This is a genomic window from Streptosporangium minutum (assembly GCF_002149035.1).
GTDB lineage: Bacteria > Actinomycetota > Actinomycetes > Streptosporangiales > Streptosporangiaceae > Streptosporangium > Streptosporangium minutum.
In genome coordinates this window covers 12,953-26,128 of the sequence record NZ_NGFP01000019.1, presented here as the reverse complement: position 1 = coordinate 26,128, position 13,176 = coordinate 12,953, and the positions used below count along the sequence as shown (strand labels likewise).

The following is a 13,176-nucleotide window of genomic DNA, read 5'->3' as shown; positions in this document are numbered from 1 at the left end:
GTGTTGCCGTGCGGTCACTTGCGGTAACGATCCATGTGGATCGTACCGGCTTGACCGTGACTGAGCGCCGGTCTTCCGATCGTGCACGTCCTGAAGGACACACGGGCGGGAGGCCGGCGTGACCTTCGCGTCTTACCGTCACCACGATCACGGCAGGCCACCCATGAAGACAGTGATGTCAGGAGAACTTCGATGATCAAACGTGGTAAACCCACCAAGAACGGCCAGGTCAAACTCACCTTCACCGTGCCGGCCGACCAGCCCCTGGGCGGGATCTCGCTGGTCGGCGACTTCAACGACTGGGACCCCTACGCCCACCCCATGCAGCGCAAGGACAACGGCACCTACCAGGTGAGCCTCACCGTCCCGTCGCAGCAGCCCATCCGCTTCCGCTACCTGGCGGACGGCGGCGTGTGGTTCGACGACGCAGACGCCGACCACCACGACGAGCACGGCGGGCGCATCAACCCGGTGCTCCGGCAGGACCTGGCGGGCGGGGGCATTCCGTCACCCGTCATGTAAAGAGCACCACGACCGCTCGCAGCACTGCGGGCCGCGTCACAGGACAGAGTTCCGCCGTCTCCACGATCGCCATTCGCCGGGGCGGCCTCCCCCCTCTCCTGTCCCGCGCGGCCCCTCCCGCCCGGCGCCGCGCCCGCGGCCCTGACGGAGGCCGGCAAGGATCTCTCGGCCGAGCGGACCGGCGGTCCTCACTCCTCGGCGGCACCGCCGAGGCGGTTCACCGCCAGGACCAGCACGGTTCCGTACACGACGTGGCCGGCGGCCATCACCGCGGGACGCCCCGGCCGGTCACCGGAGATCGGCGGCAGGATGCCCAGACGCGGCACCCAGCCCTGGTAGCTGACCAACCAGATGGCCAGCCCGTAGCCGGCGCCCAGGAGGATCGGCGTGCGCCGCCGCCCCCGGACCAGGGCGTAGAGGGCGCCGCAGGCCGCCCCGAAGCCGAAGTGAGTGACCGCGCCCAGCATCTTCTCACCGGACTTGGGCCGGTGCCGGTGGCCGGGGAGGACCGCGCGGGCGATCCGCTTGGGCGGCTGGTCCGGCATCAGACCCATCCGGTCACCGGCGAGCATCACCACGCTCATCGCCGCGGTGGCGAGCACCCCGCCGACGGCCCCGTTCACGAGGTCACATGTCACGATCTCTCCCCCTTATATGGGTTCTCCTACCCGATTGTGCGGATACATCTACGGGATGCCGCCGAGCTACGGGATGTCGCCGAGCGCGCCAAGAGTGTCGCGGGCCAGCTGCAACTCCTCACGCGGCCGCACCACCAGCACGGGCACGGCGGCGTCCGGCCGGCTCACGGCCCCGTCGGCCTCAGGATCGGCGTGCGCGGGCGGCTCGACGCCGAGAAGCCCGAGCCTGCGGCAGACGGCCTCACGGATCTCCGGCTGGTCCCAGCCGATCTCCCCGGTGAACACCAGCGCGTCCAGCCGGTCCAGGCTCGTCGCGGCGGCGGCGATCTCCCGGCTCACCCGGTGGACGAACACCTCCAGCGCCAGGGCCGAGGCGTGGTCGTCCGCGCTCACCAGGTCCCTGGTATCACCGGACCTGCCGTCCGACAGCCCGAGCAGCCCGGACCGGTGCTCCAGGCCGTCGCGCAGTTCCTCCAGGGAGAGCCGGGAACCGGACAGGAGCCAGAGCAGCATGCCGGGGTCGACACTGCCCGACCGTTTGCTCATCGGGACCCCCTCAAGCGGGGTGAACCCCATCGAGGTGTCCACGCTGCGGCCCTCCCGGACCGCGCACACCGATGAGCCTCCGCCGAGATGGGTGAGGACGAGGTGCAGGGACCCGGCGGGCCGTCCCAGCAGCTCCGCCGCCCGCCGCAGCGTCCATGCGTAGGACAGCCCGTGGAAGCCGTAGCGGCGCAGGCCGTACCGGCTCCTCCACTCCGGCGGCAGCGCGTAGGTCGAGGCCCGCTCGGGCAGTCCGGCGTGGAAGGCGGTGTCCGGGCAGAGCACGTGCGGGATCTCGGGCAGCCGTCGTCGGCAGGCCTCGACGAGCGCGAGCGCGGGCGGCACGTGCAGCGGGGCGAGGTCGGCGCGCTCGCGCACCGCGGCCAGCACGTCGTCGTCGACGACCGTCGGCTGCCGTACGGCGTCGCCGCCGTGCACGAGCCGGTGACCGGCCGCCACGACCTCGCACCCGGGCGCGGCGTCGAGGAAGTCCGACAGCGTCCGTTCGACGCCGGCCGGATCAGGGCTTTTCTCGCTCTGTTCGGCGCGCAGGACCCGCCCGTTCCGGACGAGGTGGAGCTGGAGGCTCGATGATCCCGCGTTGACGGTGAGCACCGCCGGATCGGTGGTTCCCATGGTTTCCGGGTGCCCCCGGTGGCGTGGGGCAAACGATCCGTCCCGCTCGGGTCTGCCGGAGGGCCGCACATCTCCCGCGACGAGGGGCGGCGCGCGAGACGTGCGTGACCGGCGCGCTCCAGGAATTGATCTATATAAGCACACACTCATACAATGGCGTCCATGCACGCCTTCGACGTTCTCGGCGATCCGGTACGCCGCCGGCTCCTGGAGCTGCTCGCCGACGGCGAGCGCTCCGCCGGTGAGCTCGGCGCCGTCGTGCAGGAGGAGTTCGGGATCTCCCAGCCGGGAGTGTCGCAGCACCTGCGCGTGCTGCGCGACAACGGGTTCGCGACGGTCCGGGCCGAAGGCACCCGGCGCCTGTACTCCGTCGATCCCGCCCCCCTGCGGGAGGTCGACGTCTGGCTGGAGCGCTACCGCCGGTTCTGGACCCAGAGGCTGGACGCCCTCGGCACCGAGCTCGCACGGGGAAAGCGCGAACGCCGCATGAGAGGCGGCACGGACTCCCCTGCCGACGCGGGCCACGCCGACGCCCCGGACACCCCGGAGACCACGGGCCGTACCGGAGGTCGCACCGGGGCGGCGCCCTCCGAAGAGACGGCCGGTGGGCGCTGACCTGCCCGCGAGTGCCGTCGCCCGGGCCCCGGACCTCCTGGTCGCGGGTGCCCCCGCCGACCCGTTGAACTGTCCTGAGACACCGGCGTACCGTAGTGATAGTGGTTTCCGTCTTTGCGCGGCTCCCTATGAGGGCGCTGTCTCCAACAGCCGTGGACAGCGGGGCATCATGACTCGACTTTCCGTCACGGTGAGCGACCATCCACAGTTCTCTGTGGTGTCACTCGTCGGTGATCTTGACAAACTATCGACCCCACAGTTCGAGGAGGCACTCGCGGAGCTGCTGACGCAAGGACATGTCCGGATCATCATCGACACGGCGGGCCTGGAGTTCTGCGATTCCACCGGCGTCTGGGCGCTGCTGACGACGATGCGCCGCACCTACGAGCAGAACGGCTGGCTCCGCCTGGCCGGCGTCCACGGGTTCCTCGGCCGGCTGCTGGAGCTGACCCGGCTGGGCGAGGCCTTCCCCATCGACGCGGATGTGAGCGAGTCCCTGCGTCAGGCCTCCATGAGAAGCGTCTCGGCCCCCTGACCGGCCCTACCCGGCCGCGCCGGGACAGCGGGCCCGCCCACTTCCGCCCCTTTCCGCCACACATGCCAGGCACCGCCACACATATCCCCGTCACGCATACCAGCACCGCCACGCTTGTCCCGGCACCCATACCGACGCCGCCGCACACCTCCCCGCCGTGGCGCCCACACCGCACACGCCGCCACGCGTTCCGGCCGACTTCACCGCACCTCCGTGACGGCCGCCTCAGCGCACCTCCGTGACGGCCGCCTCACCGCACCGGCGGGTTACGGCTGGGCGCGGTAGAGAACAGCGTTGATCCCGAGCGCCGCCGCGGCGTGGACGTTGACGGCCCTGTCGTCGAGGAAGGTGACCTGGCCGGGGTCCGCGTCGAGGCCGCGGAGAACCCTTTCGAAGATGGCGGCGTCGGGCTTGGCGAGGGCCAGACGGCAGCTGTAGAAGCGATGCGCGAACATCGCGGCCCAGGGGGCCCCGTCGATGGCCGCCGCCAGCGGCTCTGGGGCGTTGGACAGCAGGGCGAGCCGGTGGCGGCCGGAGAGCTCCCGGAGCATGTCCAGGCCGGCGGGGGCGAGGTGGGACCAGCTCGCGACGTCGGCCGCGTTGAGCCCGGCGACGACGGGGTCGTCGGCGGCCAGGTCCCGGCCCAGCACGTTGCTCCAGTACAGGTGGGGGGCCTGACCGCGATCATAGGGATCCCGGTGGAGCCAGTAGCGGTCGCGGAAGACACCGGGGTCCTGGCCGGCCAGGACGGCCATGGCGGCCACCTCCTCGGCCGGCTGGGGCAGGGAGATCACCTCGCCGTAGTCCAGCAGCATCCAGCCGGTCACGGTCTCTCCCTGATCGGTCGGGCGGAAGGCGGTCACGTGTTCTCCCAGGTCGGTCCGGGGAGAGCGGACAGCCGGCGGCGGCCGGTGAGGACCACGGCGTCCGGTGCCGCGCTCGCGCCGCCAACGCCCACCCTCCCGATTCGAAAGCATGTCAAGTTCATTCGAACACGTTTGATGTTCGCGCGCAAGCGAGGATTCGCTCCTCGTCACCGCGAGGACATCACCCCGGCCCCGGCCGTCGCCCCGGAGTCGCACCCCCTTCCCGCCATCGGGCACTTGCGTAGCTAACTTTGTTAGCCTAGAGTCTGGCTAACAAAGTTAGCCATGGAGGAATGATGGTCAAGCGCATCCTGCTCGTCGTCGTAGCACTGCTCGTCGCGGTCCCCGCGGGCCTCTACGCCTGGACGCGGATCGCTCCCCACCAGATCCGCACGGAGGTCGAGATCGACGCCTCACCCGAGCGGGTGTGGCAGGTGCTGACCGACTTCGGCGCCTATCCGCAGTGGAACCCGTTCATCGTGAGCGCGGTGGGCGAGGCCCGGGTCGGCGCGGTGCTCACCAACCGGCTCTCCGACCAGGGCTCGATCACCATCTTCACCCCCACGGTCCTCGCCGCCACCCCCGGCCGGGAGCTGCGCTGGATCGGCCGGTTCGGCGTGCCTGGGATCGTGGACGGCGAGCACTACTTCCGCATCGAGGACCTCGGCGGCGGCCGGAGCCGCCTGACGCAGGGCGAGACGTTCACCGGCGCCCTCGTACCGCTGGCAGGCGGCGCCCTGGATGTGGCCGACAACTTCGCGGCGATGAACACGGCGCTGAAGGCCCGTGCTGAGAAGATGCCCTGATGAGCACCGAGCCGGAACTGAGCCCCCTCACCCCGCGGGCGGCGGAGATCGTGTCAGCCGCCCGGGTGCTGCTGGAGGAGGAGGGACGTGACGCGCTCACCGTGCGGGCACTGGCCGACCGGCTCGGCATCCGGGCCCCGTCCCTCTACAAGCATTTCTCCGACAAGGCCGCCGTCGAGGCGGCACTCATGGAGCGGGGGCTCGCCGAGACCGGGGCGGCCCTCCACGCGGCGCTCGACGCGGCCCTCCACGCGACTCCCCCCGGGGAGCCGATCGGCGCGGTGCTCCGCGCCTACCGGCGCATCGGCCTCGCCCATCCCAACCTCTACCGCCTGACGACCTCGGGCCCGCTCCCCCGGCAGCGGCTCGCCCCCGGCCTGGAGGAGTGGGCGGGCACTCCCTTCTTCCTGGCCGCCGGCGAGCCGTACCTGGCCCAGGCGCTGTGGTCCTTCGCGCACGGGATGGTGATCCTGGAGCTCGACGGCCGTTACCCGGAAGGCTCCGATCTCGACCGGACCTGGGCTGAGGGCGCCCAGGCCTTCACCGCGCGCCGCCCCCGGGGAGGCGTCGAGCGGCCCGGCGCGGAGGCGCGGGGGTGAGATGGCGTCCGTCCCGGCCGCGACACCGGCCACGAACAGGTAAAACAGTCCGGGCCATCGACCCGCGTGTGGCCCGTGAATGGCGCGCCCTGGTGATCCGTCATGGGACGCCGTGAGACACTCCCTCAGGACCGGAATCACGTTTTAACAGGTCAGGACATAGATCAGTCCCTTGATCTGGTCGGAAACGGCCTATCGGCACCGGTCCCGTGAAACCTATGTTCTTCGGGGGGAATCGAGGATGTCTCGCATCCGTATCACCATGGACAACGCCGCCCTTCGCGACGTGGCCATGCGCACCGCCGCCGGGAAGAGGCCGCAGTTCGACGCACGGACCACCCAGGTGCTGCAGCGTGTCAGCGCCTCGCACGGCGGCGGGCCGGTCGACGAGGTGGACCAGGCCCTGCGGGCGGCCCTGCTGCAGCTTCCCGGGATCCAGCAGTTCGACGGAGCGCAGATCCGCAGGTGGGCGACCCGTATCAGCGAGCGGCAGGACCCGCTGACCGAGCCCTAGACGGGGTCGGGCGCACAGGACGGCTCGGACCGCCGGCCGAGCCCTGGACGGGGACGGGCGCACAGCACGACAGGCCGGACCGCCGGCCGAGGCCTGAACGAGGACCGGGAGCACAGGACGACGGCTCGGACCGCGGGCCGGTGCCCGGACGGGGTCAGGCGCGCAGGATGGTGAGCCGGATCGTCGATCCGGCCGGGTCGTGGAGGATCTCCACCCCGTCGCACATCTGGCGCATCAGCCAGAGCCCGTAGCCCCGGCGGGAGCCGACCGGCGGCGGGACCATGCCCGCCTCGGTGTCGGTGAGCAGCCCCGCCCGGTCGCTTATCTCCGCGACGATCCGGCCGGCGCCGCGCCGAAGGACGATGGTGCCGCCGGTGCCGGCGTGGTCGAGCACGTTGTTGGCGGCCTCGCTGACGGCGAGGATGAAGTTCTTCTCCCGCATCTCGTCGAGGGCCTCCGGCTCCAGGAACCGGCGCACCAGCCTCCGGATCCCGGCGAGATCTCCGGCGATCGGGAGGCAGAGCGTCCGGACGCCGTCCGCGGCCGTCTCGCCCTCCGGGGGCGCCTGCGCGGCCTCGGGGCTCTCCTGAACCGTCCATACGCCCTCGCGGGCCGCCTCAGCCACGGGACTCTTCGACAATCCGTACGACCTGGTCGAGAGCGGAGATCTGGAAGAGCGCCCGCAGGTGGTCGCTGACGTCGGCGAGGACGAGCTCCGTGCCCAGGCGCGCCGCGTCGGCGTGGGAGTCGAGCAGGGTGACGATGCCGGAGGAGTCGCAGAACTGCACGTGCGTCATCTGGATCACCAGTCTGCCGGGCGGCTGGGCGAGGCTGTCGGTCACCGCGCCGGCCAGCGTATCCGCCGCGTCACGGTCGAGGTCACCGATCGGGATGATCACGCGCGAACCGTCGGGATCCGTCCGCCTTTCAAGGTGAATGCCCATGTCCTCACCGCAGGATCTCTCGTCGCACCAGGTATGGTCACATTACCTGATACGCGGGGAGTGAGATGCAGAAGGAGACCCCCTCCAGCGGTGGTGAGATGGGCTCACGGATCCGCGAGCACGACTGGGGGTCGACTCCCCTCGGTCCGATGGACCGGTGGCCCGCCCCCCTCAGAGGCGCCGTCGACATCGCGCTCTCCTCCGGCATGCAGATCGTCGTTTTCTGGGGGCCGGACTACCTCCCCCTTTACAACGACGCCTACATCCCCACCATCGGCGACAAGCATCCGGCCGCCCTCGGCCGCCCGGCCGTGGAGAACTGGCGGGAGACCTGGGACGTCCTGCGCCCGCTGCTCGACGGAGTGCGCGAGACGGGCGAACCCTTCTGGGCCCGGGACCACCCCTTTCTCCTGGTACGGCACGGCTTCCTCGAACAGACCTACTTCGACGTCTCCTACAGCCCCGTACGGCTGGACGACGGAACGGTCGGCGGAGTGCTGTGCCTGGTCAGCGAGACGACCGGCCGGGTCCTCGCCGAGCGCAGGCTGCGCACGCTGAGCCGGGTCGGCGTGGCGGCGAGTGGAGCGGTCACGCGGCGGGAGGTGGCGCGGGCCGTCGTCTCGGTCCTCGGCGAGGCAGGCGACGACGTGCCGTTCGCCCTCGTCTACCTCATGGACGACGACGGGGGCCTGCGGCTCGCCGTGCCGCACGACACGGCTCCGGATCGGATCCAGGCGGGTGACGATCTCCTGCGGTCCATGACGGGCGCGGGCAGCGTGACGGAGCTCTCCGGCGAGCCCTTCGGCGCGTCCGGCCCGGCGGTCGCCCTGTCCCTCACCTCGGGCGCCCGTGTCCTGGGCGTGCTCGTGTGCGGCACGAACCCGATGCTCCAGGCCCGCGGGCCGTACCAGGAGTTCTTCGAGGTGCTCGCGGCCGGGGCGTCGCGGGCGCTGTCCGCCGCCGAGGCCCACGAGCACGAACGCCGCCGGACGCGGGATCTCGCGGAGCTCGACAACGCCAAGACCGCGTTCTTCGCCAACATCAGCCACGAGCTGCGCACCCCGCTGGCGCTGATCCTGGGCCCGCTGCAGGAGTTGCTCGAAGACCCCTCGCTCGGCTCCGAGCAGCACACCGTCCTCCGTACGGCCCGGCGCAACGCGATGCGGCTGCTCACGCTGGTCAACGACGTGCTCGACTTCACCAGCGTCGACTCCGGCCGGACCCGCGCCCGCTACCAGCCGACCGACCTGGCCGCGCAGACCGCCGAGTTGGCCGGCGTGTTCCGTTCGTCCGTGGAGAGCGTCGGGCTCACCCTGCGGATGGAGGTCGAGCCGCTGCCGGAGCCGGTCCACCTCGACCGGCACATGTGGGAGCGGATCGTCTTCAACCTGCTCTCCAACGCGTTGAAGCACACGTTCGCGGGCGGTGTCACGGTCGGCGTCCGGTCGGCTGAGAACCACGCCGTGGTCACGGTCTCCGACACCGGGGTCGGCATCCCCGATCACGAGATCCCGAACCTCTTCGAACGCTTCCACCGGGTCAGCGGCTCGCCGTCGCGCAGCCTCGAGGGGACGGGCATCGGCCTGGCGCTCGCGCGCGAGCTGATCGCCCTGCACGGCGGCCGGATCGAGGCGGACAGCCGCCTCGGCGAGGGGACGACCTTCACGATCACCCTGCCGTACGGCTCGGCGCACCTCCCCCAGGACCAGGTCGCCGACGCGGCGACGCCGTACGGAACGGGACCGGGCGAGAGGCTGTGGCTGCCGGTCCCGGACGAGCGGGCGGACGGGAGGGCGACGGGCGGAACCGCGGCGGAGCACTCCGCCGGCCGTCCGGCCGTCGAGCGGATCCTGGTGGCCGACGACAACGCCGACCTGCGGGAGTATCTCGTCCGCCTGCTCAGCCCGCACTGGACGGTGACGGCGGTGGCCGACGGGGCCGCCGCCCTGAACGCCGCCAGGGAGCAGAACCCCGACCTGGTCATCGCCGACGTGATGATGCCCGGGATGGACGGGCTGGAGCTGGTGCGCAGGCTGCGCGCCGACCCCGGCACCCGGAGCGTGTCGATCATGCTGCTGTCGGCGCGGGCCGGCAAGGAGGAGTCCCTGACGGGACTCACCGCGGGAGCCGACGAATACCTGGTGAAGCCGTTCTCCGCCAGGGAGCTGCTCACCCGGGTGCGCGGCGTCCTGCGGCTGACCGCCACCCGCTCGCGCCACAACCGCCAGCTCCGCGAACTGACGGATGCGGCCCTCGCGATCAACGAGGCGTCGTCGGAACCCGAGGTGCTGGCTCTCACGGAGAAGTACGGCCGGCTGCTCGCCGACTCCCCGGGCGCGAAGGTGACGCTCACCTCCGGCGACGGCCTGCGGGTCGAGCCGGCGAACGCCGCCGTCCCCGGCGTCGGGGACGACACGGTGCTCCGGCAGCTCGCCCAGCTCACCGCCGCGCGCCTGGAGAACCTGAAGCGGCTGGAGCTGGAGCACCGGATCGCGACCACGCTGCAGCTCGCCCTGCTGCCCGAGGTTCCCCGCATCAGCGGTGCGGAGATCGTCGGCCGCTATCGCCCGGGGAACGACGAGTCCAGCGTCGGCGGCGACTGGTACGACGTCATCCGCGTCTCCGGCGACGAGGTGGTGCTGGTGATCGGCGACATCGTCGGCAAGGGGGTCAAGGCCGCCGCGACCATGGGCCGGATGCGCAACGCGCTGAGGGCGTACGCCCTGGAGGACCCCGACCCGGGCAGGACCCTCAGCCGCCTCAACCGGATGACGGCCGGCCGCTACGACCGGATGCACGGGACGGTCCTGTGCGTGCGGCTGTCGCTGTCGACCGGGCGCCTGCAGTACTCCAACGCGGGCCATCCGCCCGTCCTGATCTGCCGGGCGGACGGGAAGGCCGACTACCTCGACGGGGCGCTCGCCCCGCTGGTCGGCGCCCTGCCGTCCACGGTCTTCACCACGGCGGAGACCCGTCTGGAGCCCGGCGACCGGCTGCTCCTCTACACCGACGGGATCGTCGAGAAACGGTCGGCGGACATCCTGTCCGGCATGGCCAGGCTCCGCTCCGAGATGGTGAAGGCGGCCGGGCTGGACCTCGACGCCCAGCTGGAGTCACTGCTCACCCTGGTCGGCGACGAGGACACCCGCGACGACGTCGCCCTGCTCGGCTTCGCCCTCGCCGGGGGTGAGAGCCGGCCGGGTCAGTCGGCGGACACGAGCCGGACGAACTCCTCGAAGGAGAACCGGCCGTCGCCGTCGGAGTCGGCGTCCCGGTTCAGCGATCCGATGGCTTCGGCGGGCAGGTCGGGGAAGCGCTCACCGAACTCCCGCTCCGTGATGAAGCCGTCGCCGTCGGCGTCGATGGCGGCGAATGCCTGCTTCAGCTCGGCCAGCCGCTCACCGGTGGGCTCTGTCGACATGATGGTCCGCCTTCCTCGACGACCTGTGAACGCCCTGCGTTCGATCAGCAGACAACTTACGGGAGACCCGTCCACGGAGCCACCTGCCCCTAAATATGGCCTTTTATCATTGATCGGGCGCTTTGCCGTGCCGGTTCCCTCACCGCGGAAGCCTAGACTTCCCCCATGATTCGTCCCGCAACGCCGGACGACGTTCCGGCGATCATCGACATGATCCGTGGGCTCGCGGAGTACGAGAAGGCGCTCGACGAGGTCGAGACCACCGCCGAGCAGCTCCACGACGCCCTCTTCGGACCGTCCCCCGCCGTGTTCTGCCACATCGCCACCGACGGAGAGACGGTGACGGGGTTCGCGCTCTGGTTCGTGACCTACTCCACCTGGCTGGGCAGGCATGGGATCCACCTCGAAGATCTCTTCGTGCACCCCGTCCACCGGGGAGCCGGGTATGGAAAGCAACTGCTCGTCGAGCTCGCCCGCATATGCGTGGAACGCGGCTACGGCCGGTTCGAATGGGCGGTTCTCGACTGGAACACCCCGTCCATCGAGTTCTACCGGGCACTCGGCGCCGAGTCGCTCGACGAATGGGACACCTACCGGCTCTCGGGACCGGCACTGGAGAAGCTCGCCGCGACGGAGTACCCGCGATAGCCGCGCGGCGATGCGGACGGCGGTGGAGCGGATCCAGCGGTTGTCGGACGAGCATTGAGGATGCGCCATCACGAATTGCCTGGTCAGGGTCCTTGTGTGGGTGATGTGGGGGTGCTCGTGCGGGTGGCGGGCGGGTTTCGGATCGGGTGATCGTCTGCCGGGGTGATCTTCCCCCCTCTCGACGTACACGTGGCGTGAGGGGGGAAGATCATTGCGGTCGCTGGGCCGGGTACGGGCGTCCGGTCCCGGGTCAGTGTCCGCAGGTCCATTCTGCTTTTTGCTGGGTGCCGTCCAGGTCACCTGGTCTCTGGGTCGATGAGGTGGCGGATCGTGAACGGCTTGACCAGGAGGGTGTCCAGGACACCCGCGACGTGTTCGAAGTGGGGGGTGGTGAAGTGCAGGTCGAGTGCTTCCGTGCTGGTCCATTCCTCGATCAGGACCATCCTGGTCGGCTGGTTGGGGTCGGTGTACGGCTCGTAGGCAAGGCAGCCGGCCTCCTCGAGGGAGGGCTCGATCATTCCTTCGAGGGCGGTGCGCAGGTCGTCTTCCAGGCCAGGCTTGGCTTCGAATCCGGCGATGACGGTGAGAGTCATGGTGTGCCTCCTCAGGCGTTGTCGTTGATGCGGGCGCCCTTGATCAGCCAGGTGGGGCCCTCGGCAAAGGTCTGGATGATGTCGAAGAAGCGAGCGAAGTGCGGTCCCTTGACGTGGACGTCGAAGCTGACGGCGATGTGGTACACGGGTTTCTCACTCCATTCGGCTCGATCACTTTGCTGCTCTCGCGATGTCTTCGATGGTGCTACGGAAGCCAACGACCACCCAGGGCTGAGGTTCTCCTGAGAACCGGCGAACCTGGGGACTGCCAGAACCCCCATAAAGTGACCGTCATGAACGGCAAGGCAGAACTGGCGGCGTTCCTGCGCTCACGACGGGCACGGCTGAAGCCCGAGGACGCGGGGCTGACCAGCTACGGCGAACGCCGCCGCGTGCCGGGCCTGCGCCGCGAAGAGCTCGCTCAGCTCGCGGGTGTGAGCATGGACTACTACGTACGGTTCGAGCAGGGCCGCGGCGACAATGTCTCCGACGAGGTCATCGACGCCGTTGCCGGTGCCCTGCGCCTGAGTGAGGCTGAACGCGCGCACCTGCACAACCTGGCCCGTGCCGTGAAGCAACGGCCCATGGCCGCATCGCAGCGCCAGGACCTGCGCCCAGGACAACGGCGCCTGCTCGACTCCATGACTGGGACACCCGCCTATCTGGTGGGCCGCCGCACCGATGTCCTGGCCTGGAATCCCGTTTACGCCGAACTGATCGGCTCACTGGCCACGGTGCCTGCGAGGCATCGGAACACGGCCTGGCTGGTCTTCCTCGACGAGGAGGTGCGCAGCCGGTATGTCAATTGGGAGACCAAGGCCAGGAACGTGGTGGCCTACCTGCGCATGGACCTGGGACGGCACCCCGCAGACCCGGCCTTCGGGGCCCTGATCGAAGAGCTGTCCGACCGCAGCGAGGACTTCCGTCGGCTCTGGGACGGCCAGGAGGTCGCAGATCGGACCCACGGTGGTTACCACATGCGCCACCCCGCCGTCGGCGAATTCACCCTGGCCTACGAGAGCTTCCAAGCCAGCGGCGACCCCGATGTCTCCCTGATCGCCTACACCGCGGAACCCGGCTCCCCCTCCGAAGCATCCCTCCGCCTTATAGCCGAACAAGCCGACCTCACCGCAGCCCCCGAACCCACTGAGCCCGTGTCAACCTGAATCGCCTAGTCGAGGGCATTGTGGGTGGGTGTGATGGTGCGGGTGAGAGCGGTGTTCCGGGCCGTCTGAGCAGAGCCGGGGGCCGGGACGCCGGTCTCGCCGGGCCGCGAGAGACAGCGCCGGCGGGGTC

The 13,176-nt window shown here is 70.4% G+C and carries 16 protein-coding genes and 1 pseudogene; 9 read left to right on the top strand and 8 right to left on the bottom strand.

What is annotated here, in order from left to right; translation table 11 throughout:
* Positions 1-192: 192 nt before the first annotated feature.
* The gene (locus CA984_RS06675; protein WP_108724537.1) at positions 193-522 is read left to right on the top strand and encodes an isoamylase early set domain-containing protein; all 330 of its coding nucleotides are present in this window, start codon (positions 193-195) and stop codon (positions 520-522) included.
* A 188-nt stretch (positions 523-710) separates the two neighbouring features.
* Here the strand turns inward: CA984_RS06675 and CA984_RS06670 are convergent, their stop codons facing one another.
* Both CA984_RS06670 and CA984_RS06665 read right to left on the bottom strand, forming a co-directional pair.
* Positions 711-1,160: a DUF6789 family protein gene (locus tag CA984_RS06670; RefSeq protein WP_086569312.1), complete on the bottom strand. Its 450-nt coding sequence runs from the start codon at positions 1,158-1,160 to the stop codon at positions 711-713.
* A 66-nt stretch (positions 1,161-1,226) separates the two neighbouring features.
* Positions 1,227-2,339, bottom strand: a complete 1,113-nt coding sequence (locus tag CA984_RS06665; RefSeq protein WP_086569310.1) for an acetate/propionate family kinase — start codon at positions 2,337-2,339, stop codon at positions 1,227-1,229.
* Positions 2,340-2,501: 162 nt separating this feature from the next.
* On the opposite strand from CA984_RS06665, the gene CA984_RS06660 reads away from it, so the two are divergent.
* Both CA984_RS06660 and CA984_RS06655 read left to right on the top strand, forming a co-directional pair.
* Positions 2,502-2,954, top strand: coding sequence for an ArsR/SmtB family transcription factor (locus CA984_RS06660; RefSeq protein ID WP_086569374.1), 453 nt, complete (start codon positions 2,502-2,504; stop codon positions 2,952-2,954).
* A 169-nt stretch (positions 2,955-3,123) separates the two neighbouring features.
* A complete protein-coding gene (locus tag CA984_RS06655) occupies positions 3,124-3,489 on the top strand; it encodes an STAS domain-containing protein (protein WP_086569308.1) in 366 nt (121 codons plus the stop codon).
* A gap of 266 nt (positions 3,490-3,755) precedes the next feature.
* On the opposite strand, the gene CA984_RS06650 is transcribed toward CA984_RS06655, so the two are convergent.
* Positions 3,756-4,352, bottom strand: coding sequence for an HAD-IA family hydrolase (locus tag CA984_RS06650; RefSeq protein ID WP_165781135.1), 597 nt, complete (start codon positions 4,350-4,352; stop codon positions 3,756-3,758).
* Between the two features lie 296 nt (positions 4,353-4,648).
* Between CA984_RS06650 and CA984_RS06645 the strand changes: the two genes are divergently transcribed.
* The 3 genes from CA984_RS06645 (at position 4,649) to CA984_RS06635 (ending at position 6,274) form a co-directional block, all read left to right on the top strand.
* Positions 4,649-5,161 (top strand): SRPBCC domain-containing protein, encoded by a 513-nt coding sequence (locus tag CA984_RS06645; protein ID WP_242675783.1) that lies wholly within the window; start codon positions 4,649-4,651, stop codon positions 5,159-5,161.
* The gene (locus CA984_RS06640; RefSeq protein ID WP_086569302.1) at positions 5,161-5,760 is read left to right on the top strand and encodes a TetR/AcrR family transcriptional regulator; all 600 of its coding nucleotides are present in this window, start codon (positions 5,161-5,163) and stop codon (positions 5,758-5,760) included. The genes CA984_RS06645 and CA984_RS06640 overlap by 1 nt, the downstream gene beginning before the upstream one ends.
* 241 nt (positions 5,761-6,001) lie before the next feature.
* On the top strand, positions 6,002-6,274 hold the full coding sequence (locus CA984_RS06635; RefSeq protein ID WP_133061566.1) for a hypothetical protein: 273 nt from the start codon (positions 6,002-6,004) through the stop codon (positions 6,272-6,274).
* Positions 6,275-6,428: 154 nt separating this feature from the next.
* Here the strand turns inward: CA984_RS06635 and CA984_RS06630 are convergent, their stop codons facing one another.
* Positions 6,429-6,899 carry an ATP-binding protein gene (locus CA984_RS06630; RefSeq protein ID WP_165781134.1) on the bottom strand — a complete coding sequence of 157 codons (471 nt, stop codon included), beginning with the start codon at positions 6,897-6,899 and terminating at the stop codon, positions 6,429-6,431.
* Positions 6,892-7,173: an STAS domain-containing protein gene (locus tag CA984_RS06625; RefSeq protein ID WP_165781133.1), complete on the bottom strand. Its 282-nt coding sequence runs from the start codon at positions 7,171-7,173 to the stop codon at positions 6,892-6,894. Before CA984_RS06625 ends, CA984_RS06630 begins: the two co-directional genes overlap by 8 nt.
* Before the next feature lie 110 nt (positions 7,174-7,283).
* On the opposite strand from CA984_RS06625, the pseudogene CA984_RS47760 reads away from it, so the two are divergent.
* A pseudogene (locus CA984_RS47760) lies at positions 7,284-10,373 on the top strand (SpoIIE family protein phosphatase); the annotation flags it as partial.
* A gap of 47 nt (positions 10,374-10,420) precedes the next feature.
* On the opposite strand, the gene CA984_RS47755 reads toward CA984_RS47760, so the two are convergent.
* Positions 10,421-10,639 carry an EF-hand domain-containing protein gene (locus tag CA984_RS47755; RefSeq protein WP_242675790.1) on the bottom strand — a complete coding sequence of 73 codons (219 nt, stop codon included), beginning with the start codon at positions 10,637-10,639 and terminating at the stop codon, positions 10,421-10,423.
* A gap of 165 nt (positions 10,640-10,804) precedes the next feature.
* On the opposite strand from CA984_RS47755, the gene CA984_RS06615 reads away from it, so the two are divergent.
* Complete coding sequence (locus CA984_RS06615) at positions 10,805-11,287, top strand: GNAT family N-acetyltransferase (RefSeq protein WP_086569292.1); 483 nt, start codon at positions 10,805-10,807, stop codon at positions 11,285-11,287.
* Between the two features lie 296 nt (positions 11,288-11,583).
* Here CA984_RS06615 and CA984_RS06610 read toward each other — a convergent pair whose 3' ends face one another.
* Positions 11,584-11,880 carry a putative quinol monooxygenase gene (locus CA984_RS06610; RefSeq protein ID WP_086569290.1) on the bottom strand — a complete coding sequence of 99 codons (297 nt, stop codon included), beginning with the start codon at positions 11,878-11,880 and terminating at the stop codon, positions 11,584-11,586.
* Between the two features lie 11 nt (positions 11,881-11,891).
* Complete coding sequence (locus CA984_RS48590) at positions 11,892-12,026, bottom strand: hypothetical protein (protein WP_278248988.1); 135 nt, start codon at positions 12,024-12,026, stop codon at positions 11,892-11,894.
* Positions 12,027-12,173: 147 nt separating this feature from the next.
* Here CA984_RS48590 and CA984_RS06605 point away from each other — a divergent pair, with 147 nt between their 5' ends.
* Positions 12,174-13,046 (top strand): helix-turn-helix transcriptional regulator, encoded by an 873-nt coding sequence (locus tag CA984_RS06605; protein ID WP_086569288.1) that lies wholly within the window; start codon positions 12,174-12,176, stop codon positions 13,044-13,046.
* The last annotated feature ends 130 nt before the right edge of the window (positions 13,047-13,176 follow it).

Bases quoted from the DNA above. Each gene is read 5' to 3' on its own strand.
- CA984_RS06675 (WP_108724537.1), top strand. From the start codon at position 193: ATGATCAAACGTGGTAAACCCACCAAGAACGGCCAGGTCAAACTCACC.
- CA984_RS06665 (WP_086569310.1), bottom strand. From the start codon at position 2,339: ATGGGAACCACCGATCCGGCGGTGCTCACCGTCAACGCGGGATCATCG.
- CA984_RS06660 (WP_086569374.1), top strand. From the start codon at position 2,502: ATGCACGCCTTCGACGTTCTCGGCGATCCGGTACGCCGCCGGCTCCTG.
- CA984_RS06655 (WP_086569308.1), top strand. From the start codon at position 3,124: ATGACTCGACTTTCCGTCACGGTGAGCGACCATCCACAGTTCTCTGTG.
- CA984_RS06645 (WP_242675783.1), top strand. From the start codon at position 4,649: ATGATGGTCAAGCGCATCCTGCTCGTCGTCGTAGCACTGCTCGTCGCG.
- CA984_RS06640 (WP_086569302.1), top strand. From the start codon at position 5,161: ATGAGCACCGAGCCGGAACTGAGCCCCCTCACCCCGCGGGCGGCGGAG.
- CA984_RS06635 (WP_133061566.1), top strand. From the start codon at position 6,002: ATGTCTCGCATCCGTATCACCATGGACAACGCCGCCCTTCGCGACGTG.
- CA984_RS47755 (WP_242675790.1), bottom strand. From the start codon at position 10,639: ATGTCGACAGAGCCCACCGGTGAGCGGCTGGCCGAGCTGAAGCAGGCA.
- CA984_RS06615 (WP_086569292.1), top strand. From the start codon at position 10,805: ATGATTCGTCCCGCAACGCCGGACGACGTTCCGGCGATCATCGACATG.
- CA984_RS06610 (WP_086569290.1), bottom strand. From the start codon at position 11,880: ATGACTCTCACCGTCATCGCCGGATTCGAAGCCAAGCCTGGCCTGGAA.
- CA984_RS06605 (WP_086569288.1), top strand. From the start codon at position 12,174: ATGAACGGCAAGGCAGAACTGGCGGCGTTCCTGCGCTCACGACGGGCA.